At 66.9% G+C, this 25,095-nt stretch carries 18 protein-coding genes and 1 tRNA gene; 13 read left to right on the top strand and 6 right to left on the bottom strand.

Going from position 1 to position 25,095, the window contains the following annotated elements; translation table 11 throughout:
* Positions 1–76: 76 nt before the first annotated feature.
* The 7 genes from VCJ71_RS03930 to trxA are packed head-to-tail and all read left to right on the top strand — an operon-like array spanning position 77 to position 11,352.
* Positions 77–2,401, top strand: a complete 2,325-nt coding sequence (locus VCJ71_RS03930) for a sensor histidine kinase (RefSeq protein WP_324639265.1) — start codon at positions 77–79, stop codon at positions 2,399–2,401.
* Positions 2,398–2,835, top strand: a complete 438-nt coding sequence (tsaE, locus tag VCJ71_RS03925; protein ID WP_324639263.1) for a tRNA (adenosine(37)-N6)-threonylcarbamoyltransferase complex ATPase subunit type 1 TsaE — start codon at positions 2,398–2,400, stop codon at positions 2,833–2,835. Before VCJ71_RS03930 ends, tsaE begins: the two co-directional genes overlap by 4 nt.
* The gene (locus VCJ71_RS03920; RefSeq protein WP_324639261.1) at positions 2,832–3,806 is read left to right on the top strand and encodes an aminoglycoside phosphotransferase family protein; all 975 of its coding nucleotides are present in this window, start codon (positions 2,832–2,834) and stop codon (positions 3,804–3,806) included. Before tsaE ends, VCJ71_RS03920 begins: the two co-directional genes overlap by 4 nt.
* Positions 3,803–4,519, top strand: coding sequence for a nucleotidyltransferase family protein (locus tag VCJ71_RS03915; protein ID WP_324639260.1), 717 nt, complete (start codon positions 3,803–3,805; stop codon positions 4,517–4,519). Before VCJ71_RS03920 ends, VCJ71_RS03915 begins: the two co-directional genes overlap by 4 nt.
* Positions 4,520–7,510 (top strand): double-strand break repair protein AddB, encoded by a 2,991-nt coding sequence (gene addB, locus VCJ71_RS03910; protein WP_324639257.1) that lies wholly within the window; start codon positions 4,520–4,522, stop codon positions 7,508–7,510.
* The gene (addA, locus tag VCJ71_RS03905; RefSeq protein WP_324639256.1) at positions 7,507–10,974 is read left to right on the top strand and encodes a double-strand break repair helicase AddA; all 3,468 of its coding nucleotides are present in this window, start codon (positions 7,507–7,509) and stop codon (positions 10,972–10,974) included. Before addB ends, addA begins: the two co-directional genes overlap by 4 nt.
* A gap of 57 nt (positions 10,975–11,031) precedes the next feature.
* Positions 11,032–11,352: a thioredoxin gene (trxA, locus tag VCJ71_RS03900; RefSeq protein WP_290135342.1), complete on the top strand. Its 321-nt coding sequence runs from the start codon at positions 11,032–11,034 to the stop codon at positions 11,350–11,352.
* A 185-nt stretch (positions 11,353–11,537) separates the two neighbouring features.
* Here the strand turns inward: trxA and VCJ71_RS03895 are convergent, their stop codons facing one another.
* A complete protein-coding gene (locus VCJ71_RS03895; protein ID WP_324640864.1) occupies positions 11,538–12,305 on the bottom strand; it encodes an inositol monophosphatase family protein in 768 nt (255 codons plus the stop codon).
* Positions 12,306–12,334: 29 nt separating this feature from the next.
* Complete coding sequence (argJ, locus tag VCJ71_RS03890; protein ID WP_324639253.1) at positions 12,335–13,519, bottom strand: bifunctional glutamate N-acetyltransferase/amino-acid acetyltransferase ArgJ; 1,185 nt, start codon at positions 13,517–13,519, stop codon at positions 12,335–12,337.
* 87 nt (positions 13,520–13,606) lie between these two features.
* Between argJ and VCJ71_RS03885 the strand changes: the two genes are divergently transcribed.
* From VCJ71_RS03885 to VCJ71_RS03870, 4 genes are all read left to right on the top strand, one after another.
* Positions 13,607–14,347 (top strand): energy transducer TonB, encoded by a 741-nt coding sequence (locus tag VCJ71_RS03885; protein WP_324639251.1) that lies wholly within the window; start codon positions 13,607–13,609, stop codon positions 14,345–14,347.
* A 55-nt stretch (positions 14,348–14,402) separates the two neighbouring features.
* Positions 14,403–14,666 carry a hypothetical protein gene (locus tag VCJ71_RS03880; protein ID WP_324639249.1) on the top strand — a complete coding sequence of 88 codons (264 nt, stop codon included), beginning with the start codon at positions 14,403–14,405 and terminating at the stop codon, positions 14,664–14,666.
* A 96-nt stretch (positions 14,667–14,762) separates the two neighbouring features.
* Positions 14,763–17,510, top strand: a complete 2,748-nt coding sequence (secA, locus tag VCJ71_RS03875; RefSeq protein WP_324639247.1) for a preprotein translocase subunit SecA — start codon at positions 14,763–14,765, stop codon at positions 17,508–17,510.
* Positions 17,511–17,550: 40 nt separating this feature from the next.
* A complete protein-coding gene (locus VCJ71_RS03870) occupies positions 17,551–18,288 on the top strand; it encodes a sulfite exporter TauE/SafE family protein (RefSeq protein ID WP_324639245.1) in 738 nt (245 codons plus the stop codon).
* Positions 18,289–18,295: 7 nt separating this feature from the next.
* Here the strand turns inward: VCJ71_RS03870 and VCJ71_RS03865 are convergent.
* Together VCJ71_RS03865 and VCJ71_RS03860 are read right to left on the bottom strand one after the other, a co-directional pair.
* A tRNA-Asn gene (locus VCJ71_RS03865) sits at positions 18,296–18,370 on the bottom strand.
* 84 nt (positions 18,371–18,454) lie between these two features.
* Positions 18,455–19,243, bottom strand: a complete 789-nt coding sequence (locus VCJ71_RS03860; protein WP_324639243.1) for an NAD kinase — start codon at positions 19,241–19,243, stop codon at positions 18,455–18,457.
* Between the two features lie 73 nt (positions 19,244–19,316).
* Here VCJ71_RS03860 and VCJ71_RS03855 point away from each other — a divergent pair, with 73 nt between their 5' ends.
* Positions 19,317–20,636 (top strand): GGDEF domain-containing phosphodiesterase, encoded by a 1,320-nt coding sequence (locus VCJ71_RS03855; RefSeq protein ID WP_324639242.1) that lies wholly within the window; start codon positions 19,317–19,319, stop codon positions 20,634–20,636.
* Positions 20,637–20,638: 2 nt separating this feature from the next.
* Positions 20,639–21,217, top strand: coding sequence for a hypothetical protein (locus VCJ71_RS03850; protein ID WP_324639240.1), 579 nt, complete (start codon positions 20,639–20,641; stop codon positions 21,215–21,217).
* Positions 21,218–21,223: 6 nt separating this feature from the next.
* Here VCJ71_RS03850 and mfd read toward each other — a convergent pair whose 3' ends face one another.
* A complete protein-coding gene (gene mfd / locus VCJ71_RS03845) occupies positions 21,224–24,727 on the bottom strand; it encodes a transcription-repair coupling factor (protein WP_324639239.1) in 3,504 nt (1,167 codons plus the stop codon).
* Positions 24,728–24,763: 36 nt separating this feature from the next.
* The gene (locus VCJ71_RS03840) at positions 24,764–25,042 is read right to left on the bottom strand and encodes an FAD assembly factor SdhE (protein ID WP_290135332.1); all 279 of its coding nucleotides are present in this window, start codon (positions 25,040–25,042) and stop codon (positions 24,764–24,766) included.
* Positions 25,043–25,095: the final 53 nt, after the last annotated feature.

The raw sequence follows: 25,095 nt of genomic DNA, 5'->3' as shown, positions 1-25,095 counted from the left end.
CAAAGCATCGAATAAACCCTGATTGTTCACCTGTGCCGCGTTGCAAACACTTGCAGCGCGGCATAGCTGCATTGGCATGGAATTGTCCGACACCGCGCTGACCCTGATCGGCTTGCTGCTTGCCGTTTGGACGCTCGGCGCGGCGTGGCTGATGATCGCCGCCGGCACTAAGGCGCAGAAGGCCGAGGCTTCGCGCAAGCATGCCGCGCGGCTGTCCCGCATGGTCGACGATGCGCCCGCCGTGCCGATGCTGGTGCGCGCGGACGGACGGATCGAGGCGCCGGACCGGCTCGCCAAATGGCTCGGGCTGGAATCGATGCCGTCCTTCCTGTCCGAACTGGCAGGCGAGGATCGCGGGCTGCCCAAGGTCACGCTTGAGCGGCTGTCCGAGAACGTGAAGGCCGCGCAGAAATCGGCCGCACCTTTTCGCATGGTGGCAAGCCCGGTCGGCTCGCAGCGCAGCCTCGCCTTGCACGGCCACCTTGCCGATGCGCAAATCTCGCCGGGCGGGGCGGCGCTGGTGTGGTTCTTCGATTTTTCCGAAAGCGAAGAGGAATTGAGCCGCCTGCGTGACGAGACGGCGCGGGCACGGGAAGATTTCGCCGCGCTGGTCGGCCTGATCGAGGCGGCGCCCCTGCCGATGTGGTTCCGTGCGCGCGACGGACGCCTGCGACTGGTCAACAGCGCCTATGTCGAGGCCGTCGACGGAAAGAGCGCCGAGAACGTCATCGAGCGCCAGGTCGAGCTGGTCGAACCGGTCGACGGGCGCAGCGCGGCGGATGTCGCGCTGTCCGCCACGGACGGGCCCATCAGCCGCGAAGTATCGGCGACCATCGCCGGCCAGCGCCGGTCCTTGCGGGTCAGCGACCTGCCGCTGGGCGGGGAAGGGATTGCCGGATACGCCGTCGATATCGAGGAGGTGGAGGAGCAGGTCCGCGCCTTCCGCGCTTTCCGCGAGGCGCAGCGCGCCATGCTCGACCAGCTGTCCGTCGGCGTTGCCCAGTTCGACGGCAAGCGCAGCCTGATTTTCGCCAACCAGCCGTTCCGCCGCATCTTCGGCCTGCCGCAAGGCGCGGTGAAGGACGGGCTCGAATTCGACCGCTGGCTCGATCATGCGCGCGATAGCGGCCGGCTGCCGGAAGCCCGCGACTTTCCCGCCTGGCGTGACGAGCACCGCGCGTGGTTCACCAGCGGGTCGGGCAGCGACGAGGCGTGGTCGCTTGCCGACGGCACCCACCTGCGTATCCTGTCGCAGCCCATGCCCGATGGCGGCTTGACGCTGGTGGCCGAGGACCGGACCGAGCAGCTCGCCCTGTCGGCTACGCGCGACACGCTGCTGCGTACCCGCACGGCCACTTTCGACAGCCTGTTCGAATCGCTCGCGGTCTTCGCCCCCGACGGGAAGCTCCAGCTGTGGAACCGCAGCTTCGCCAGCTTCTGGGGCCTCGAAGACGATGTGCTGGACAGCCATCCGCGTTCGGAAGAATTGCTCGATGTCATCGGCAACAGCCTGGCCATGCCTGCCCATGCCAAGCGCGTGGGCGAGGCCATTCGCGCCGCCACACTCGACCGGCGCGAGCGGGGCGGCCGGGTGGAGCTGAAGGACGGGCGGATCCTCGAATTCGCCGGCGTGCCCCTGCCGGACGGCAACGGCCTGCTCACCGCGCTCGACGTCACCGACAGCCAGCGCGCGGCGGAAGCCTTGCAGGCCCGCGCAAGCTCGCTGGAAGAGGCGGATGCGCTGAAGACGCGGTTCCTTGCCAACATGAGCTACGAATTTCGCACGCCGCTGACGTCCATCGGCGGTTTCGCCGAACTGCTGGAAGCGGGCGTGGCGGGGGACCTTTCGGCCCAGGGCAAGGAATACGTCGCCGCCATCCTCGCCTCGGTCGAGCGCCTGTCCGAGCAGATCGAAACCGTGCTCGATCTCTCGCAGAGCGAGGCGGGGCTTCTGCCGCTCGAACGCAAGAAGCTGGAACTGTTCACCTTCGTGACCGCCATCGTGCGGGAGCGGGAAGAGGCCATCGGGAAGGGCGGCCTGTCGCTCGACCTGCGCGGCGCGAAGAGCCTCGGCACGATCGAGGGCGACGCCAAGCGCCTCGGCCGCGCAATCGGTCACTTGCTGGATAATGCGATCGAGGCGACGCCCGCAGGCGGCAAGATCCTCGTCGATGTCGGACGGGTAAAAGGCGCGGCCCGTATCGTCATTTCCGACAACGGCAAGGGCATGAGCGCGGCAGCCTTGGCCCGCGCGCTGGAAGGCCAAGCGGCAACGCCGGTCGCGAAACGCGACGGGCTCGGCCTGCCTTTGGCGAAGCAGCTGGTCGAAGCGCACGGCGGTACGCTGGAGGTCATGTCGCAAGAAGGGCTCGGCACGACGGCGACGGTCCTGCTGCCGTGACGCGCGATTTGCCGGACCTCGCCGCCATGGAGTGCTTCGGCGCCGAGATTGCGGCTAGGCTGCAACCCAGCGACGTGGTGGCGCTATCCGGCGGGCTGGGTGCGGGCAAGACGACGCTCGCCCGCAGCATCATCGCCGCCTTGGGACATGACGGCGAGGTGCCTTCGCCGACCTTCACGATCATCGAAACCTACGACGCGCTCGATCCGCCGCTGGTCCACGCCGACTTCTATCGCCTCGAAACGCCGGCGGAGGCCGAAGAGATCGGATTGGACGATTACCGCGATGGCGCCGTCCTGATTGCCGAATGGCCGGACAAGGCGGGCGGTTTCGATCGCGAGGCAGGCTGCCTGGCCATCGACATTGAAATCGTGGGCGAGGGGCGAAAGGCGATTGCCCGCGGCGGGGCGGACTGGCTAGAGCGCATGCCATGAGCTTGCCGGACGGGGTCGCCCCTTTCATCGAACGGGCCGGGTGGTCGGACGCTGCGGTCGAACCGCTGCCGGGCGATGCCTCGTTCCGCCGCTATTTCCGACTGCGCCGTGCCGGTGGCGAAACCGCGATGCTGATGCACGCGCCGCCGCCGCACGAGGATCCGAAGCCGTTCCTCCACGTCAGCGATTATCTCTCCCGCCATGGCCTGCGCGCTCCGGAAACGCTGGCTGCGGATCCCGACGAGGGACTGGTCCTGCTGGAAGATTTCGGCGACGAACGCCTCGCCGATCGCCTTGCGGAAGACGACAGCGAGGAAGAGGCGCTTTACGCGGGCGCAATCGATGCGCTGGTCGCGCTGCACCGTCAGCCGCCGGGCGATTTCGCGCTCTATGACCTCGCCACCTACATGCGCGAGGTCGAACTCTTCATCGAATGGTATTGCCCGCTGGCAGGCTCGGAGGTCGACGGCGCCGCCTATACCGATGCATGGATCCGCGTCTTGTCGGAATTGCCCGACCGGCAATCGCCCGGGGTCACGGTGCTGCGCGATTACCATGCCGAGAACATCATGCTGACACCTGCGGGCGAGCAGGGCCTGATCGACTTCCAGGACGCGCTGGTCGGGCATCCGGCCTACGATCTCGTATCCCTGCTGCAGGATGCGCGGCGGGACGTGGATCCCGGTCTCGAAGCCGTCATGCTAGACCGGTACCGCGCAGCGATGCAGCCGGAGGATCGCTTCCTTGCCGATTACGCCCTCCTAGGCGCGCAGCGGAACGCCAAGATCGTCGGCATTTTTGCGCGCCTGGCTGACCGTGACGGGAAGCCGAAATACCTCTCGCTCATCCCGCGCGTATGGGACCTGCTGGAGCGTGACCTGAAGCACCCGATCCTGACGCCGGTGGCAGACTGGTTCGCAGCCAATATCCCCGCCGAGGTCCGGCAGGCCGGCGGGGGCATCGCGGCGTGAGCACGCTCGCCAGCGACACCGCGATGGTGATGGCGGCGGGCATGGGCAAGCGGATGCGCCCGCTTACCGCCACGCAGCCCAAGCCGCTGGTGCGCGTGGCCGGCAAGGCGCTGATCGATCACACGCTTGACCGGCTTGCCGAAGCCGGCGTGGGCAAGGCGGTCGTGAACGTCCACTACCTCGCCGACGCGCTGGAGGCGCACCTGCGCGAGCGTGCGTCGCCCAAGGTCACGATTTCGGACGAGCGCGACGCCCTGCTGGAAACCGGCGGGGGGATCATCCGGGCGCAGGCGCAGCTGCCCGATCCGTTCTTCTGCCTGAATTCCGACAACATCTGGCTGGATGGGCCGCGCAGCGCGTTTCACGATCTGTCGGAACGCTGGGACGCGGACGAGATGGACGCATTGCTCCTCGTGGTCCCGCACTCGAGCGCGGCGAACTTCAGCGGCAAGGGGGACTTCCACCTCGATGCACGGGGTCGCATCACGCGCCGCCGCCCGGGCCGGATCGCGCCATTCATCTACACCGGCATCCAGATCGTCAGCCACCGCCTGCTGCGCGATGCGCCCGACGGCAAGTTCAGCACCAATGTGCTGTGGAGCCGCGCGCTGATGGAAGGGCGGCTTTATGGCCTGCCGTTTACCGGCAAGTGGTTCGAAGTCGGCACGCCGCAGGCCATCGGTCCGACCGAAGACGCGCTGAAGCGGCTGTAGGTGTCGAAGGGCGCACCATCCGTCTATTCGATCGCCGCGCATCGCGGGTTTGCCGATGCGCTCGCCGCCGGTCTGTTGCCGCGCTACCGCGATGACGAACTGGGCCTTGCCCGCCTCACGCTGATCCTGCCGTCGAGCCGCGCGACCCGCGCCGTGACGGAGGCGTTCGTGAGGATATCGGGCGGCGGGCTGTTGCTGCCGCGGATGGTCGCGGCGGGCGATCTCGACCTCGACGAAGCGCTCGGCCCGCTGCTCGATCCCCTCGGCGACGGTGCGGGCATTCCCCCGGCCGTGGACCCGACATTCCGCTGGCTGAAGCTGGCGGAACTGATCCGCGAGGAGGAAGGTGCCGCCGCCCCGCAAGGCGCGGCGCTGCTCCGCCTGGCGCGCCAGTTTGCGCAAGTGATCGACCGGCTGCTGGTCGAGGATATCGGCCCCGAGGAACTGTTGCAGGACCGTGTAATCGAGATCGTGGGCGATTTGGCAGATCACTGGAAGGCGAGTACTCGTCGCTTCGCCCGCATCCATGTGAAATGGCTGGACGTGCTGCTGGCGCGCGGCGAGGTCGATGCCGCCGGACGGCGCAACCGCCTGTTCGAACATGCAGCTGAACGCTGGAAGGCGACGCCGCCCGTGCATTCGGTGGTGGCCGCAGGCGTAACCAGTGCCGCGCCGGCGCTCGCCCGGCTGCTGCGCACGATTGCCGACCTGCCGGACGGGGCGGTCGTGCTCCCCGACCTGGACCTGTCGATGGAGCGTGATGTCTGGAGCGAGCTTGGCCGGGCAGGGGTGGGCGATGGTCCGACCGACCCGCCGTTCGCGCCCGGCGATGCGGTGACGCACCCGCAATACCACCTCAAGTTGCTGCTCAACCGCATGGGCATCGCGCGCGAGGAGGTTCAGCCATGGCATCGTGCTGGCATGGGCAAGGGACCGCCGGCGCGAAGCCATGCGATTTCCGCGCTGTTTCTGCCCCCTCAGGCGAGCAAGGGCTGGGCGAGCCTGCCCGCCGACAAGCGCCGCCTGTCCGGCGTATCGATCATGCAGGCCGCGACGCCGGAAGAAGAGGCGCAGGCGGCCGCGCTGCTCGTCCGGCAGGCACTGGCGGAGCCGGAGAAGCGGGTTGCGGTGGTCACGCCCGATCGTGGCCTTGCCCGGCGGATCGTCGCCCACCTCGGCCGCTGGAACATCGCCGCGGACGATTCCGCCGGCCGCCCCCTGTCGCGGACGGCGGCAGGGCGCGTGGTCCTGCAACTGGCCGAGGTCATGGCGCAGGATGCCGCGCCCGTGGCGCTGATGGCCTTGCTCGGCCACCCGCTCGTCCGCGCCGGGGAAGGGCGCAATCGCTGGCTGCGCAACGTGCGTCTGCTTGAGGCGGAGATGCGCGGCCCGCGGACAGTGGCGGGTCTGGCAGGCTATGCCGACGCTGCGGCGAAGATCGGCAGCGCGCGGCCGGAATTCGCCGAGTGGTGGCAAGGTGTGGCCGACCTGCTCGCGCCGGCTCTCGCCGCGCCCGACAACTTGCCGCTCGCCGACCGGCTCGACCGGTTCGCGCAGTTGGCCGAGGCGCTGTGCGGGGAGGGCGTGTGGGCGCGGGAGGATGGACGCGCGCTGTCGGCCTTTATCGAGGACCTGCGGATGCAGGCGCGCGAAGTCGGAACGGTGCTGGCGCCCGACGATCTCGTCGCCGTGCTGCGCGATGCGATGGAGGATGTGTCCGTCCGCCCGCCCTATGGCGGCCATCCGCGCGTGAGCATCTATGGCTTGCTCGAATCGCGTATGAACCGGGCCGACCTGGTGATTTGTGCCGGGCTGAACGAAGGGACCTGGCCTGCCGCGCCTTCGCCCGACCCCGTGTTGCCGCCGCCTGTGCTGCGCGCGCTCGGCGTGCCCGGCGCCGATTTCCGCATCGGCCTTTCTGCGCATGACCTTGCCGCCGCGATGGGCGCGCCCGAGGTGGTGCTCAGCCGCGCGGCACGCGAGCTGTCGGGTCCGGCGATTCCGTCGCGCTTCCTCTTGCGCGCACAGGCGCTGCTGGGCGACGGGTTGCTGCCGGACTACACTGATACGCACCTCGTCGCGCTGGCCCGCGCGCTGGACGATGCGGAGCCTGCGTCGCCCTATCCCCAGCCCAAGCCGATGCCGGACACGGAGCAGCGCAAGGTCCGCATCAGCTCGACCGCGCTCGACCGGCTGCGGTCGGACCCGTACCAGTTCTATGCCCAGCAAATACTCCGCCTGCGCAAGCTCGACGCGCTCGACGCAGAGCCGACGGCGCAATGGCAGGGCACGCTCGCCCACGCGATCCTCGAACGCTGGCACAATGAAGAGGGCACGCTGGACGAGCTCGCCGCGAAAGAACTTGAGGCGATGGGCGCGCATCCGCTCGTGCGCACGCTGTGGCGACCGCGCCTGCTGGCAGCGCTGGAATGGGTCCGGCAGACACTGGAAGCCGATGACGGTCGCGAGGTGGTCGCAGTGGAAGCCAGGGGCGACTGGACCCGGCGCGGCGTCACAATCCATGGCCGGGTCGACCGGATCGACCGCATGGCGGACGGATCGCTCGCCATCGTCGATTACAAGACCGGCAAGCCGCCCAGCGGCAGCGAGGTGGCAAAGGGCTACGCGCTGCAACTCGGCACGCTCGGCCTGATCGCGCGGGAAAGCGAATTCCGGACCGAGGGCGGTTCCGTGAGCGGCGTCGCCGAGACATTCGAATACTGGTCTCTGGGAAGGAACGACAAGAGCGAAACCGGCTTCGGCTATATCGAGACGCCGATACTCACCGGACGCAAGCGAAGCGGCGTTTTGCCGGAAGAGTTCCTGCCGACGACGCTCGCATTTCTCGACCAGGCGATCGACGACTGGATCCTCGGCTCGGAGCCGTTCACGGCCAAGCTCAACCCCGACCAGCCCGGCTACACCGATTACGACCAGTTGATGCGCCTGTCCGAATGGATGGGCCGTTCGGCCGGCGAGGCTGGCGCATGAGCGCGGTCTACCCCCTCCACGGCGCGCAGCAGCTCGCCGTCTTGCCGGAAGAGACGGTGTGGCTCTCCGCCAGTGCCGGGACCGGCAAGACGCAGGTCCTGTCCGCCCGCGTGCTGCGCCTGCTGCTGCGCGACCGGGTCGAGCCGTCGCAGATCCTGTGCCTGACTTTCACCAAGGCGGGTGCCGCCGAGATGGCGACGCGCGTGAACGAGGTGCTGGCGCGATGGGTACGCTTGCCCGACGACAAGCTGGCAGCGGAGCTCTCCCATATCGGTGCGCCGGTCGACCCCGACACGCGCGAACGCGCGCGGACCCTGTTCGCGAGCGTGCGCGACACCCCCGGCGGCGGTCTGCGCATCGATACGATCCACGCCTTTGCCCAATGGCTACTCGCCGCGTTTCCCGAAGAGGCGGGCTTGCTCGTCGGCTCGAAGGCGATGGAGGACCGCGATCGCGAACTGCTCGCCCGCGATGTATTGTCGGAACTTGCCGACAGCGGCGACGCGGAAGCGCTGGCGACGCTGGAGGCGCTCAGCCTGCGGATGGGGCCCGATGGCGTGCGCAGCTGGATGCAGCGCTGCGTGGATCACCGCGCGGCGTGGGAGGCACCGCAGTGGGCCGAGCCGCAGCCGCTGCGTGGGCCGGTGCTCGGCCTGCTCGGCCTGCCGGCGGATGCCACCGCCGCCGATCTGGAAGCGCTCTGCCGCGCGCCGGAATTCGACGAGGATGCGCTGCAGGCTTGCGCGGCTGCGAATGCCTCGTGGGGGACGAAGACCGGCTTCGCATCGGCCGATGCCATCGCTGCCTTCCTGGCGACGGACAAACGCGTCGAGGCTCTCGAAGATCTTACCAAGGCGCTGTTCACGCAAGCGGGCGATCCGCGCTCGCTGAAATCGCTCGAAAAGCACGAACTTGCCTATGCCGAGCATGCAGAGCGCCTGCTGGCATCTATCGAACGCATTGCTGACCGCAGGCGCGCACTCGGCCTTGCCGAATGGCTCGCCCCGGCGCTGGAGCTGGGGCGGCGTTACAGCGCGCTGTGGGAAGAGGCGAAATCGCGCGAGGGCTTCGTCGATTTCGACGACCAGATCAGGCTTGCCGCGCGGCTGCTCGCCCGCAGCGACGTCTCGGCGTGGATCCGCTACAAGCTCGACCGGCAGTTCGATCACATCCTGGTGGACGAAGCGCAGGACACCAACGCCGCCCAGTGGACCATCATCGACGCGCTGACGGAGGAATTCTTCGCCGGCGAGGGGCAGCATGCCGACAAGGTGCGCACGCTGTTCGTGGTCGGCGACTACAAGCAGGCGATCTTCGGTTTTCAGGGCACGAGCCCGGAAAACTTCCGCACCGCGCGCGAGCGGGTGGCGGCGCGCATGGCGCGGGTTGCTGAAAACCGCGCTACCTTGCGGGAACGCGGGCAGGCGCGCGAACTGCAGGAGCTCGGCCTCGACCGGTCGTTCCGCACGGCGCAACCCGTGCTCGATTTCGTCGATTCCGCCATCGCCGCCATCGGCCCTGAAGAATTCGGCCTGCCGGGGGGGCGCATCCGCCATGACGGGCAGGACCGCCCCGGCATCGTCGCCTTGTGGCCGCCCACCGGCCTGCCCGATGGCGAGGAGGATGAAGGCGAGGGAGACGAGGATGCCTGGCTCTCCCGTCCCGACCGCGACCTTGCAGACCGGATCGCGCGGCAGGTGCGGGCGTGGATGGACGAAGGCTTCCCGCTGGTGAAGGGCACGGCCCGCCGCGCCGGACCCGGCGACGTCATGGTGCTGGTCCGCAAGCGCAAGGAGCTGGCCTCGCTGATCGTGGCGCGGCTTTATGCGGCGGGCGTGCCGGTTGCCGGGGTAGACCGGCTGCGCCTGGGCGCGCCCTTGGCGGTGCAGGACCTGATGGCCGCAATCCGCTTCGCCGTGCAGCCCGGCGACGACCTCAGCCTTGCGAACCTGCTGGTCTCGCCATTGGTGGGTTGGACGCAGGAAGAGCTGCTGGAGCACGCATACCGCCCGGCGAAGACCGGCCTGTGGAGCCATTTGCGCGACAGTGACGCGCCGCTGGTGCAGCGCACCGCCCTGCAGCTCGGCCGGCTGCTGGAACGCGCCGATTACGAACCGCCGGAGACCCTGCTGCACTGGATGCTGTCCGGCCCGTGGCAAGGCCGTCGCAAGCTGGTCGCGCGCCTTGGGCGCGAGGCGAACGACCCGATCGACGAGCTGGTCAACGCGGCCTACGCCTATTCCGCCAGCCATGTCGTGAGCCTGCAAGGCTTCGTGCGCTGGTTCGATGCGGGCGACGGCGAGATCAAGCGCGAACAGGGCGAAAGCTCGGGCGAGGTGCGGGTCATGACCGTGCACGGGTCCAAGGGGCTGCAGGCACCGATCGTCATCCTGGCCGACGCGGCGGACAATCCGCGCAACTCGCGCAGCGGGGCGATCGCGTTGCAGGCGGGGCTGCCGGACGGGGTGGCGGACGATGTGCTGCACCGGCCCGAAATCCCCGTCCCGTCGGTCCGCAGCGACGAGCGACCCACCGCGCTCGCCACGGCGCTGGAGCGGCAGCAGGCGGCGGATATGCAGGAACACTGGCGCCTGCTCTATGTCGCGATGACGCGGGCGGAAGAGGCGCTGTTCATCGCCGGATCGCTGGGCGCACGCGAGGACGAACCCGCGGCGGACAGCTGGTATGCGCGGCTCGAACCGCTGTTTCCTTCCGAGGCGCAGGCATCGGCGATCTGGGGCGATGTCCGGCAGGTCGGGGAGCTCGGAGCGCTACCGCCTGCAGCAGGGGGCGCAACCTTATCCGGGCGCCCGGCGCTTCCATCGTGGGCGACCACGCCCATCGGCCCCGAACCGCGCCCGCCGCGCCCGCTCGCGCCCTCGAATGCGGGCGTCGACGAAGCGCCCGACCCGCCGCTGCCGCCCGATGCCCTGCGCGACGCGGCACGGCGCGGGGTCCTGATCCACCGCTTGCTGGAACGTTTGCCCGACGTCGCGCTCGAAAATCGGCGCGAAGCCGGGGCGGCATGGCTGACGCGGCAGGCGGTCGCCCTGGATGAGCCTACGCGCGCGGAAATGCTGGATCAGGCGCTGGCCGTGCTCGATTCTCCGGATTTCGCCGCCCTGTTCTCTCCGCGGGCGCTTGCCGAAATCCCGCTCACCGCCGTGGTCGACGGGCAGGTCATCGCGGGCACCGCCGACCGGTTGCTGGTGACCGCCGATACGGTGACGGTGGTCGACTACAAGACCACGCGCCGCCCGCCTGCGGTCATCGGCGGCGTCCCGGCGGCGACGATCCGCCAGATGGGAGCCTATGCCGCCGCGCTGGGGGCGATCTATCCCGGCCGGCGCATCGAGGCGGCAGTGCTCTACACCCACGCACCCCGACTGATTACCATACCGGAAGCGATGCTTGCCGCCGCCAAACCCGCCTTGCCGGTGGATGAGGAAAGCTTTCGCGGCTGAACGGTTGCACCCGTGACGCCTTTGCCCAAGTAAGGGGCAACACAAGAGGAGATTCCCATGGCCACCGTTGCCGTAACCGACGAAAATTTCGAAACCGAGGTGCTGGGCGCCGACAAGCCCGTGCTGGTGGATTTCTGGGCCGAATGGTGCGGCCCTTGCAAGATGATCGGCCCGGCGCTGGAAGAAATCAGCGACGAATTGTCCGATCAGGTGACCATCGCCAAGATGGACATCATGGAAAACCCCGAAGTGCCCGGCAAGTTCGGCGTCCAGTCGATCCCGCTGATGCTGCTGTTCAAGAACGGCGAGGTCGTCGCCAAGAAGCTGGGCGCGGCTCCGAAGAGCCAGCTGAAGGGATGGCTCGAAGGCGAGCTTTGACCCGCTGATTGCTTGACGAAGTTGACAGGGCGTCAACTTCGATAGAGCAAAAAAGGGACCTGAATTCAGGACTTTATCGTCAGATCAGTGAAGCGCCGACAGGATGGGGCGGCCCCCCGCCTGTCGAGCCTCTATCCCGGCATCGTTCGACCTTGCACGCCCGAGCGGCTTTAGGAAAGACCTGCCTACGGAAGCTTCGCGTAAAGCTCCGCCAACCCGTCCCACAGGGCGGGGCTGGCGGCGCCGATCATGCCGGTCCGGTCCGGCTCGTCCACCCTGTAGGGTGAGCCATCGGGCCGCGCGATCCTGCCGCCCGCTTCGTTGACCCACAGCGCGCCAGCCGCGTGGTCCCACGCGAGCGTCCGTTCGAAGAACGAAACGTCGTTTTCGCCCAGCGCGAGGCGGGGGTATTGCTCGGCGGCGCAGCGCGGCGTTTCGACCACGCGGTAATGCGGCGCGACATGCGCTTCTACCGCCTCGCGCCGGGCCTGGTCGAGGAAGATGACCGAAATCGCGGCCACCGGCGGCGTTTCGCCGGTTACCTGCGCCGCAATTCGCTTTTCCCCGATGAAGGCCCCTTCGCCGCGGCGCGCGTGGCAGAAGCGCCCTGACAGCGGGTCGTAGATCCACCCGGCGACCGCTTCGCCCGCATCGGCCAGCGCGATCATGATTCCGAACGGTGCCTTGCCGTGCGCGAAATTATGCGTGCCGTCGATCGGGTCGACGATCCAGCACGGGCCGGACAATTTCCCGATTAACGAGGGGTCGGCATGAACCGCCTCCTCGCCCACGACCGGCACGCCCGGCTGCAACTTGCGGAGCGCTTCGGTCAGGAATTCCTCGGTTTCGCGGTCGGCCACGGTGACGAGATCGTCGGCCGCTTTCTCGACGATGTCCTCGTCCGACAGGTTGCGAAAACGCGGCAGGATCGCCCGCTCCGCCGCGAACCGCATCAGCGACAGGATTTCTTCCTCGAGCGCGTTCACGTGCGATAATCCGCGTTGATTTCGATGTATCCGTGGGTGAGATCGCAGGTCCACACGGTCGCGCGCCCGTCACCCAGCCCGATGTCGACGTCGATGCGGATATCCTGCCCTTTAAGATGCGCCGCGACGGGCGCCTCGTCGTAGTCCGCCAGCGGCAGGCCGTCGCGCGCGGCCCAGGTGCCGCCAAAGCCGATCGACAGCTTGTCCCGATCCGCAGGCTCTCCCGCCTTGCCGACTGCCATGACGACGCGGCCCCAGTTCGCATCCTCGCCCGCGATGGCGGTCTTCACCAGCGGCGAATTGGCGATAGCGAGGCCGATGCGGCGCGCACTTTCATCCGACACCGCGCCGCCGACTGCGATCTCGATGAACTTGGTCGCCCCTTCGCCGTCGCGCACCACCAGGTGGGCGAGCTGGCGGCAGACGTCGTGCAGCGCGGCGGCAAAGGCGTCAGCCCCGGCATCGTCGAAGCCGGCGAGGGGCGCGTTGCCCGCCTTGCCGGTCGCAAAGGCCAGCACCGTGTCGCTGGTCGAGGTGTCGCTGTCCACCGTGATCGAGGAGAAGGTCGGCCCGTTCGCCGCGCTTAACATGTCCTGCAGGAAGGCGGGCTCCACCGCCGCATCGGTAAAGATGTAGCCGAGCATGGTCGCCATGTCGGGAGCGATCATGCCGCTGCCCTTGATCACGCCGACAAGGTGGACCTTCGTCTCGCCGATCATCGCCGAGGCGTGCGCGCCCTTGGTGTAGGTGTCGGTGGTGCCGATGGCCCGCGCGACATCTTCCCAGTCGCAAGGCTCGGCGCGAAGCGCTGCCGCCACGCCTTCGCGCGCCTTGTCCTTAGGCAGCGGTACGCCGATCACGCCGGTGGAAGAAACGAACACTTCGGAAGCTTCGCAGCCGATGCCGCCTGCGACCTGCGCCGCGATCTGCTCCACCGCCTCGCGCCCGCGATACCCGGTGAAGGCATTGGCATTGCCGGCGTTGACCACCAGCGCCCGGGCGCGGCCAGACTTCACCTGCTCGCGGCCCATTTCGACCTCGGTCGAACAGCACACGTTCTGCGTGAACAGCCCTGCGACCGCAGTCCCCTCCGCCAGTTCGACGAAGGTGAGGTCGGCCCGGTCCCATTCCTTGTAGCCGGCACGGACCGTGCGCAGCGTGACTCCGTCGATGGCGGACATGTCAGGGAAGGGCACGGCGAGAGGGGATATGCTGGACAAGCGGACGGCCTCGGTTAGGATTTGCGGCACAACGGGAAGGGTCATGCGATGAAATACGGGATTGCGATCTATCTGAGCGCCGCGCTCGGCTCAATGGGGCTTGGCGGCGCTGCTGCGGCTCAGGATGCGGAGGAAGGGGGCGAAGCGCTCGAGACCGTGCAGGAAATCGCCGAGGACGCGGCTGAAGCGGTCGAGCAGGATATCCCTCCGCCGCGCATGATCGCGATCCCGCCGCAGGGAGCGCCGGCCATGGCCAATCCAGCCACGCCTCGGCCCAAGGTGTTGGTCGCCAACAGCGGCATCCAGCCTGCAGATTACCCCGCGGAAGCATGGCGCAGGAACGAGGAAGGCAGCGTCGGATACGAACTCACCTATGATGGTGCCGCCACGATAACGGGGTGCGAAATCGTCGATTCCAGTGGGAGCGAAAGTCTCGATGCGGCGACGTGCCCCATCCTTTACAAGCGAGCGCGCCTCGCATTCAACGACGACATGGCGCGGGCCGGCGGGACCGTGCGTGGCCAGCATAACTGGTATAAAAGGGAGCCCGAGTTCGACACTTTCAAGCTCGTGGTTGCCTTCACGGTCGACAAGGACGGCACGCCGAGCAATTGCGAAGTTCTGGCGGCGGAAGGCAAGCTGCCGAGCGGGATGCGGGATTCGATGGAGCGTGGCCCATGCTTGTCGGCGGGGCGCGGCATACCCTTTCGAAACGAAATGGGAGAGCCGGTTGCCCGGCGGCTCCTCATGACCTTGAATGTCGAGGACATACCCCTCGAAACCGAGTAACGCCGCGCGCGTCTTAACTGGACTTTTGCCGACCGATAGCTATGTGCGCAGGCACATGTTGCGCCAGCTTCTCACCATGCTCGCGGTCCTGTCGGGCCTTGCTGCGGCACCTGCCGCGGCGGAAGTGCGCGCGGCGGAAGTTCAGGCGCAGGTTGCGGATGCCGCGGACATCGTCGTCACGGCGGAGCGCGCAGCCGTCGTAGCGCAGCAGCTGGTGCATACCCCAGCGCTGGATGCAGCGGACGAAAACGCAGCTCCGAAGCGGGCGTTCGCAGCCCCGTCGGCAGTGCGCATCAAGGTGGATCGCTCCCGCGAATAGCGCGCTTTCGCGACCCTCCACCAAATCCGATTTCCGGCCGGCGCTGCGGTTCAGCCCGCGCGGCCAACCCACCTATTTTCATCCAAGGAACCGCCCATGCTCGGCGCAATCACCAAGTCCATTTTCGGGTCGGCGAACGACCGCTACGTCAAATCGCTCGACAAGATCGTCCGCCAGGTCGAGGCGCTGGAGCCGCAAATCCAGGACCTGACCGACGAGGAGCTGGCCGGCCAGACCGACAAGTTCCGCGAACAGCTGGCGAATGGCGCCACGCTCGACGATATCCTGCCCGAAGCCTTCGCCACCGTGCGCGAGGCTTCGGTCCGCGTGCTCGGCATGCGGCACTTCAACGTGCAGATGGTCGGCGGCATCGTGCTCCACCGCGGCGAAATCGCCGAAATGCGCACGGGTGAGGGCAAGACGCTGGTCGCCACGCTCGCCACCTATCTGAATGCCATCGAGGGTAAGGGCGTCCACGTCGTTACCGTCAACGATTACCTCGCCCGCCGCGACGCGGAATGGATGGGCCGGTTGCACAAGTTCCTCGGCCTGACGGTCGGCGTGATCGTGCCCAACCTGCCCGAGCACCAGAGGCGCGAGGCGTATCACTCCGACATCACCTACGGCACGAACAACGAGTTCGGGTTCGATTACCTGCGCGACAACATGAAGCACTCGCGCGAGCAGATGGTGCAGCGGCCCTTCAACTACGCCATCGTAGACGAGGTGGACTCCATCCTGATCGACGAGGCACGTACCCCGCTGATCATCTCCGGCCCGACCGAGGACAAGTCCGAGCTCTACGTGGCGCTTGACGCCATCGTGAAGGACATCCCCGAAGACTGGTACGAGAAGGACGAGAAGACCAAGAACATCCAGCTGACCGAAGACGGGGTCGAGGAAGTCGAAAAAATCCTCGTCGAGAAGGGGCTGCTGGAAAGCGATAACCTCTATGATGTGGAGAACACGCAGGTCGTCCACCACCTCGACCAGGCGCTGCGTGCGAACGTGATGTTCAAGCGCGACACGGACTACATCGTGAAAGACGACAAGGTCGTCATCATCGACGAGTTTACCGGCCGCATGATGGACGGCCGGCGCTGGTCCAATGGCCTCCACCAGGCGGTCGAGGCGAAGGAAGGCGTCAAGATCGAGCCCGAAAACCAGACCATGGCCTCGATCACCTTCCAGAACTATTTCCGCATGTATCCCAAGCTGTCGGGCATGACCGGTACGGCCGCGACCGAGGCCGGCGAGTTCTTCGAAATTTACAAGATGAATGTCGTCGAGATACCGACCAACGTGCCGGTGCAGCGGGTGGACGAGGAAGACGAGTTCTACAAGAACACGACCGACAAGTTCCAGGCCATCGCCAAGTCGATCGCCGAAAAGAGCGCGAAGGGGCAGCCGATCCTGGTCGGAACCGTGTCCATCGAGAAATCGGAACTGCTGTCGGAATTCTTGAAGAAGGAGGGCGTGAAGCATAACGTCCTCAACGCCCGCTTCCACGAAATGGAAGCCCATATCGTGGCGCAGGCCGGCCAGCCGGGGGCGGTGACCATCGCCACCAACATGGCCGGGCGCGGCACCGACATCCAGCTGGGCGGCAATGCCGAATTTCGCATCGAGGACGAGCTTTCCTCGATGGAGGAAGGCCCGGAACGCGACGCGGCAGTCCAGAAGATCAAGGCGGAAATCGCTGCCGACCGTGAAAAGGTGCTGGCCGCCGGCGGGCTCTACGTGCTCGGCACCGAGCGCCACGAAAGCCGCCGCATCGACAACCAGCTGCGCGGCCGCTCGGGCCGGCAGGGCGACCCCGGCCTGTCGAAATTCTACCTCTGCCTCGAAGACGACCTCCTGCGCATCTTCGGACCGGACACGCTGTTCGCCAAGATGATGAACTCCAACCTCGAAGATGGCGAGGCGATCGGCTCAAAGTGGCTCTCCAAGGCCATCGAGACCGCGCAGAAGAAGGTCGAGGCGCGCAATTACGAGGTTCGCAAGCAGGTCGTCGAATACGACAACGTGATGAACGACCAGCGCAAGGTCATCTACGAACAGCGCGCCGACATCATGGACAGCGAGACGGTGGACGACGTGGTCGAAAACATGCGCCACGACGCCATCAACGCACTCGTCAGCCGGCATTGCCCGCCGGGATCCTATCCCGAACAATGGGATATCGAAGGGCTGAAGGCTCATATCACCGACGTGACCGGCCTGACGCCGCCGATCAACGAATGGCTGCAGGAAGACGCCGTCGAAGCCGAAATCTTCGAAGAGCGGCTGATGGACAGCACCGACGAGATCATGGCCGCCAAGACCGCCGAGATCGACGAGAAGACCTTCCGCAACCTCGAAAAGCGGGTGCTGCTCGAGCGGCTCGACTTCCACTGGAAGGAGCACCTGGCAACGCTCGACGCGTTGCGGCAGGTGGTGTTCCTGCGCGCCTATGCGCAGCGCAAGCCGCTCGACGAGTACAAGAAGGAAGCCTTCGGCCTGTTCGAAAGCATGCTCGACACGCTGCGCGAGGACGTGACGCGGATCCTGCTGACCGCGGAACTGCGCCGCGCCGCGCCGCCGCCGCCTGTCGACCTGCCGGACCTGCCTGACTTCCTGACCGGGCATATCGATCCGCTGAGCGGGCTCGACAACTCGAACGATGGCGACGGATCGGAAGCACGGCCGGCGATGTTCGGATCGCTTGCCGGCAGCCCGCGCGCCGATGCGGGGCCGGGCACGCCGAACGACGATCCCTATGCGGACCAGAACCTCAGCCGCAATGCGCTGTGCCCCTGCGGCAGCGGGAACAAGTACAAGCATTGCCACGGTGCGCGCGGCTGATCCGCTCGCCAGGATAGCGACGAAGCGCTAGGCGGGGGCCATGCCCGTCCTCGCCGCCGCGTTCTTCGTCACAGCGATCCTGTACGCCTCCGTGGGGTTCGGGGGCGGATCTACCTATAGCGCGCTGCTCGCTCTGGCGGGCGCGGATTACCTGCTGCTGCCGGTGGTGGCGCTGCTGTGCAACCTCGTGGTCGTCGCGGGCAGCACTGTGCGCTTCGCCCGTGCCCGGGTCACGCCGTGGCGCGGTGCGCTGGGGCTGGTTGCCCTCGGCGCGCCGGCAGCATTCCTCGGCGGGCTGACCCCGATCGGCGAACGGGCTTTCTTCACCGTGCTCGGGGCGAGCCTGGTCTTTGCCGGGTTCGCCCTGTTCCTGCCGACTGCCGGACGCGATGACGAGCCCGCCCGCGCAGCCCGCTTCGCCTGGCTGGCCGCAGCGCCGCTCGGCTACCTCGCCGGGCTTGTGGGGATCGGCGGCGGCATCTTCCTCGCCCCGTTGCTCCACCTGGTGCGGTGGCGGGAGGCGCGCGCCATCGCGGCCACCGCGAGCCTGTTCATCCTCGTGAATTCGCTCTTCGGTTTGGCCGGGCAGCTACTGAAGTCGGGCAGCGGATTATTGAGCGCTGCCGCAGAGTTCGGCCTGCCGCTCATCATCGCGGTCGTGGTCGGCGGCCAGATCGGCAGCTTGCTCGCCGTAAAGTTCATGCCGAAACGCGTGATCCGCATGGCAACGGCCGCGCTGACGATCCTCGTCGGCGGGCGGCTGTTGCTGGCGATCTAGGTAGAAGTGGCTCCCCGAGTTGGATTCGAACCAACGACCAAGTGATTAACAGTCACCTACTCTACCGCTGAGCTATCGGGGAGCAGCTCTTTCGAGCGAGACGCGCCTATATGCGGACGGATTTCGCTTGGCAAGGCCCAGTTTGGCCATTTTCGACCGTGCGGCCTCAGGCGATGAATTGTTCGGCGACGATCCGCTCGTCGAGGCTATGGCCGGGGTCGAACAGCAGGGTCAGTTCCATGTCCTGCGCGATCGAAATGGCAAGTTCGGCGATGTCGCGCAGCTCGGTCTGGTCGGCCACGGCCGCAACCGGGCGCTTGTCCGCTTCCAGCACACGGAAGCGCACGTCGAATCGGTCCGGCAGGATCGCCCCGCGCCAGCGCCGCGGGCGAAAGGCGCTGATCGGGGTGAGGGCGAGCATGTTGGAACCCAGCGGCAGGATCGGGCCGTTGGCAGACAGATTGTAGGCGGTCGAACCCGCCGGCGTCGCCAGCAGCACCCCGTCGCAGCTGAGTTCGGGCAGGCGGATCTTGCCGTTCACCGAAATCTCGATCTTCGCGGTCTGGCGCGTTTCGCGCAGCAGGCTGACTTCGTTGATGGCGCAATGGCGTTGCTGGCTGCCGTCGTGCAGCGTCGCGTCCATGACCAGCGGCGACACGGCAAAGCTGCGCGCCCGCCCAATCCGGTCGAGCAACCTGGCCGCGCCGCGATAGCGGTTCATCAGGAAGCCCACCGTGCCGAGATTCATCCCGTAGGCGGGGATGACCCGCCCGTTGTCGAGCATGCGATGGAGGGTCTGCAGCATGTAGCCGTCGCCGCCCAGGACCACCACCGCGTCCGCCTCTTCCAGCGGGACCCAGTCGAACTGGTCGCGCAGTTCGGTGTAGGCTTCCTGCGCCCGCGGCGTGTCGGATGCGGCAAGGGCGAGGGCGTCGAAGGAATTGCGCTTCGTCATTGGCGCGGCACCCTAGCGTCGGCGCGCGAAATGGGAAGGAATTCTCAACCGCCTGCTGGTACGCACCTGCGCGATGGTGACGAACGCTGCCAATGATCCCGGACCGGGCGAGCTTCCGGGCGGACGCGACCGGCTTACGGGGCTGGAAGGCCTCGCCGGTGCGCGCGCGCGCCTGGAACGTTGGCGAGACGAGGCGGGGGCGGGGCCTGCGCCGGTGCAGGCGATGCTGATCGGCCTGCGCCGTTTCGATGCGGTGAATCTCGCCTATGGCGCGGACGCGGGCGATGCCGCGCTGGTCGAGGTCGCCGGACGCCTGCTGCATTTCGCGGCGGCGGAAATCGAAGGGGAATGGCTCGTCGCACGCCTCGGCGGGGGCACCTTCCTGTTTGCGGCGAACGAGGCGAGCAGCAGGGAACGCTGGCAATCGCTGGCGGAAATGCTTGCTGCGGCGATCGCCCGCCCGCTCGGCAATATCTCGTCGGGCAGCGCGATGCGCCTGTGGCCGCGGATCGCGCTGATGCGGGCGAAGGGTCGCTACGAGCCGCAGAAGTTGATCGGGGCGCTGGCGCACACGCTCGAAGGCCTCGGCCAGCACGAAGGCCGCCGCATCGGTTGGGTCGACGGCGACGACGTTCCGCAGGGGCGCGGCGTGGCACAGCTGGAAGGCGACCTGCTCGCCGCGCTGGAGCGCAAGGAAATTTCCGTCCTGTTCCAGCCGCAGTTCGACTGCCGGACCGGCCGCATCGTTGGCGCGGAGGCGCTCGCGAGGTGGGAACATCCCGAACTCGGGAGACTGGGTGCGGAGGCCTTGTTCGGTATCGCCACCCGGGCGGACCAGACCGCCCAGCTATCGAACCATATCGCGCGCGAGGCCCTGTCGCTGGCGGCGGACTGGCCGGAAGGCCTGCGCCTGTCGCTCAACATCACGCCGGCTGATCTTTCAACCGTGGGTTACGTCGCCGAGATGATCGGACTGATCGATGCGTCCGGTGTCCCTGCCGATTGCATCACGCTGGAAATCACCGAGCAGGCGTTGCTCGGCGATCTGGAGCGGGCGGCAGACCTGCTGCGCCGCTTTTCGGATCGCGGCCTCGCCATCGCGCTCGACGATTTCGGGGCGGGGTTCTGCAACTTCCGCTACCTGAAGATCCTGCCGCTCGACTACCTGAAGCTCGACCGCACGATGGTGGAAGGCGTGTCCGACAACAGCCGTGACCTCGCCGTCCTGCGCGGCATCGTGACGATGGCCCACTCGCTCGGCCTGAAAGTCATCGTCGAGGGAATCGAGCGCGAAGACCAGCGCGCCGTGATCGCGGCGGAGGGCTGCGAATTCTACCAGGGGTTCCTCGGCGCGAAGCCGATGGCGGCAGCGGAGTTTCTCAAATGCGTCTAAGTTTGCGTTGGACCGGCCCGGCATTGGCGACCGCACTCATGCTCGCCGGTTGCTTCGGTGGCGATGTCTCGACAAGCGGCGCGCGCGATGTCGAGCGTGTTTCACTCGACGCAAGCGCAGAGGCCAACATCATCGCTATCGGCATTTACGAACATGCCAACGGAAGGGGCATAAACCGGTCGACCCCGATTCCAGTCACGGTCTCGAAGGCCGAGGGACCGGCAATCAGGCTGGCCTTGTCGGCTTACGAGCCGATCGAATGGCAAATCGGCGGTCCGGGGGCCGCGCGGGTGGAGGCCGTTTATCTTGACGGGTTTTACACCCAGTCGGTCAGCGGCCTGCCGCTGGGGACGCGAACAGTTAACAAGTCGGGCCACGCCCACCGCGGCAGGGGCTCGGCAAGCGCCGGCTGGGGAAGCCCGGGATCGAGCGGCTCGCAAATTGCGAAAGTCGATTATGCCAGGTCCTATGACTCGAAGAAGGGCAAGGCGTTCGTCTCCAATGCCGAGACGCTGCTGGAGGGCAGGGTGCGCAGTTTCACCGGGACCTATTACGTCGAAGGATTTTCGATCAACTATTGAACGGCTTCAGGCGCTCGCCTTGTCGCGCTTCTTCGCCTTTTTCACGATCCCGCTCAGGCCCTTGGTCAGCTGGAACAGGCCGTTGAGGCGCGATGAGGGATCGCCCCATGCGCGGTTGACCTGGAGCTTCATGTCGGGGCGCAGCTTGGCGCTGTCGGCGCGGCCTTCGTTGAGGCGTTCGACATAGGCGATGAGGCCCGCGGGGTCGGGAAATTCGTTCTTGTGGAAGGTCACCAGCGTGCCGCGCGCGCCGACATCGATCTTGGCGATGTTGGCGGCGATGGCCTGGTGCTTGATCTCCAGCAGGCGGATGAGGTTCGCGGTGGCCGCGGGCAAGTCCCCGAAGCGGTCGATCATCTCGGCCGCCATGCTTTCGATTTCCGCCTTGTCCTGCGCATCGTTGAGGCGGCGGTAGAGCGCCATGCGCACGGCAAGGTCGGGCACGTAATCTTCCGGGATCATGATCGGCGCATCGACGGTGATCTGCGGGCTGAGCCCGCTCGAATCGCGTTCAAGGCCGCTGTCGCCCGCCTTCAGCGCCAGGATCGCGTCCTCCAGCATCGACTGGTAAAGCTCGAAGCCGACTTCCTTGATATGACCGGACTGCTCGTCGCCTATCAGGTTGCCGGCGCCGCGAATGTCGAGGTCGTGGCTCGCAAGCTGGAAGCCCGCGCCGAGGCTGTCGAGATCGCCGAGGACCTTGAGCCGTTTTTCCGCAATTTCGGACAATTGCGTGTCGGGCGCGTAGGTCAGGTAGGCGTAGGCGCGGATCTTGGCCCGGCCTACGCGCCCGCGCAGCTGGTAAAGCTGGGCGAGGCCGAAGCGGTCGGCGCGGTGGATGATGATCGTGTTGGCGCTGGGAATGTCGAGGCCGCTTTCGACGATGGTGGTCGACAGCAGCACGTCGTATTTCTTTTCGTAGAAGGCGCTCATCCGCTCTTCCACTTCGGTCGGGCTCATTTGGCCGTGTGCGGTCACGAATTTCACTTCCGGCACCGCGTCGCGCAGCCATTCCTCCAGCTCCGCCATGTCGGCGATGCGGGGGACGACGATGAAGCTCTGCCCGCCGCGATGGTGCTCGCGCAGCAGCGCTTCGCGCATCACGATCTCGTCCCACTCCATCACGTAGGTGCGCACCGCAAGGCGATCGACCGGCGGGGTCTGGATGGTGGAAAGCTCGCGCAGGCCCGTCATCGCCATCTGCAGCGTGCGCGGGATCGGCGTGGCGGTCAGGGTGAGGACGTGAACGTCGGCGCGCAGCTGTTTCAGCTTTTCCTTGTGAGTGACGCCGAAGCGCTGTTCCTCGTCCACGATGACGAGGCCGAGGCGCTTGAACTTCGTGCTCTTCGACAGGATGGCGTGGGTGCCGACAACGATGTCGATATCGCCGCTTTCTAGCCCTTCGCGCGTGTCCTTCATTTCCTTCGACGGGACGAGGCGCGAGAGGCGGCCGATCTTGAGCGGGAAGCCGGCGAAGCGTTCGCAGAAATTCTGGTAATGCTGGCGGGCGAGCAGGGTGGTGGGCGCAATCATCACCACCTGCTGGCCGCTCATCGCCGCCGTGAAGGCGGCCCGCAGCGCGACCTCGGTCTTGCCGAAACCGACATCGCCGCAGACGAGGCGGTCCATCGGCCGCCCCCGTGCAAGGTCGCGCATCGTATCGTCGATGGCGGCATCCTGGTCGTCCGTCTCCTCCCACGGGAAGCGGTCGACGAACTGGGTGTAGGCGTTGGGTTCGACCTCGATCACCGGCGCCTGGCGCAGGGCGCGTGCAGCCGCGGTGTTCATCAGGTCGCCGGCGATGGCGCGGATGCGCTCCTTCAGCTTGGCCTTGCGTTTTTGCCATGCCTCGCCGCCAAGCCTGTCGAGCGTAATGCCCTCATTCTCGCTGCCGTAGCGGCTAAGGACGTCGATATTCTCGACCGGGATGTAGAGCTTGTCGCCGCCCGAATACTCCAGCATCACGCAGTCGTGCTGGCTCTTGCCGACGGCGATGGGTTCGAGGCCGAGGTAGCGGCCGATGCCGTGGTCCATGTGGACGACGAGGTCGCCCCGGTTAAGCGACTGCAATTCCGCCAGGAAGGCATCGGCGCTCTTGCGTTTCTTGCGGCGACGAACGAGCCGGTCGCCGAGCAGGTCCTGTTCGGTGACGAATTCCAGTTCGTCGTTTGCAAAGCCGCTCTCCAGCGGCAGGACCATCGCGGCGAGCGTGCCCTTGGCCGACGATCCGAGCGCTTCCTGCCAGCTGTCGACCAGGGCAACCTTCTGCCCCGCTTCCTCGATGATGGAGGCCATGCGCGCGCGGCTGCCGGTGGAGTAGGCGGCGAGCATCGGCTTGCGGCCCGATTTCGCGACTGCCGCGAAATGCTTCGCCGCAGCTTCGTAGGCATTGGCGTTCTGTGTCCGCTCCGGCGTGAAATCGCGGCTTGCCCGGAAGGCGAAATCGAGCACCGTGTCGCTTTCCGGCTCGTCGAAGATGGAGGTGCGGTGGATCGGGCGCGCGGCGGCCGCTTCGGCAAATTCGCTTTCGCTCAGGTACAGCGCTTCGGCGGCGAGCGGACGGTAGTTGCCCTTCGCCTGCCCGGCGGTGTCGGTGCGCGCCTTGCGATAGTCGGCAATGTCGGTCAGCCGTTCCTCGACCGCTGCAACCGCGCCGCCGTCCATGATGCACACATCGCCGTCAGACAGGTGGTCGAACAGCGTCGCCATCCGCTCCTCGAACATCGGCAGCCAGTGTTCCATGCCTGCCAGCCGGCGCCCGTCGCTGACCGCTTCGTACAGCGGGTCCTGCGTGGCGGCCGCGCCGAATTTCTCGCGATAGCGGCTGCGGAAGCGCTTGATGCTTTCCTCGTCCAGCAGTGCTTCGCTGGCGGGTAGCAACAGGTGGGAATCGAGCGTGCCGACAGTGCGCTGCGTGTTCGGATCGAACAGGCGCAGGCTTTCCAGTTCGTCGCCGAAGAAATCGAGCCGCAAGCCGTTTTCGAGCCCGCTCGGGAAGATGTCGAAAATCGATCCCCGCACGGCAAATTCGCCGTGGTCGATGACCGTGTCGGTGCGACCATAACCCTGCCGCTGGAGCAGCCGGCTGAGGCTTTCGTGCCCGATCTCCATCCCCGGTTTGAGCTCGCGCACGCTTTCGCGGATGCGGAAAGGGGTGAGCACGCGTTGCAGCACCGCGTTGACGGTGGTGACGAGCAATTGATTGGGCGCCTTGCCGGTCTGCAGGCGGTAGAGGGCGGACAGGCGGCGCGCGCTGACGGACAGGGCAGGGCTCGCGCGGTCGTAGGGCAGGCAGTCCCAGGCCGGAAACTCGATCACCTCCAGTTCGGGCGCGAAGAAACGCGCCGCATCGGCGACCGATGCCATCGAAGTTTCGTCGGGCGCGATGAAGACACCGCGGCCCTTCGCGGCGCGCGCGAGGTCGCCCATCACCAGCGGCTGCGCGCCGCGGGCGAGATGGGCCAGCGTCAGCGGCTGCGCGGCGGAAAGGATGCGGGAGAGATCGGGCATTACAGGCTCAAGGCAGGGCGGCGGCGGGCGTTCCCGTCAGCGCGGGATTTCGACGTAGTCGAGCTTCTGCATCGCCTCCATCTGCGCGCCAGCGAAGCGTTCCGGCACTGGCTGGGTCTGAAGCGCCCACGCCATCACGTCGACATCGTCGTGGTCCAGAAGCGCCTCGAACCAGACGAGGTCTTCTTCCGACCAGCTGCTTGCGTAGCGATCGAGGAAGCCGCCGATCATGTAGTCGGCCTCGCGCGTGCCGCGGTGCCAGGCGCGAAACCGGGCGCGGGCGAGACGGGTCGGGTCGAGCTGGGCGGGAGGCATGGCCGCGCGGGTAGGGCACTCGCCAAGCGCGCGCAAGCAGCTATAGGATGGCT

The organism is Pseudoblastomonas aquimaris, from assembly GCF_035481675.1.
Classification (GTDB): Bacteria; Pseudomonadota; Alphaproteobacteria; order Sphingomonadales; family Sphingomonadaceae; genus Alteriqipengyuania_B.
Note: the sequence above shows the minus strand (reverse complement) of the source record. Positions and strands in the feature narration are given on the sequence as shown.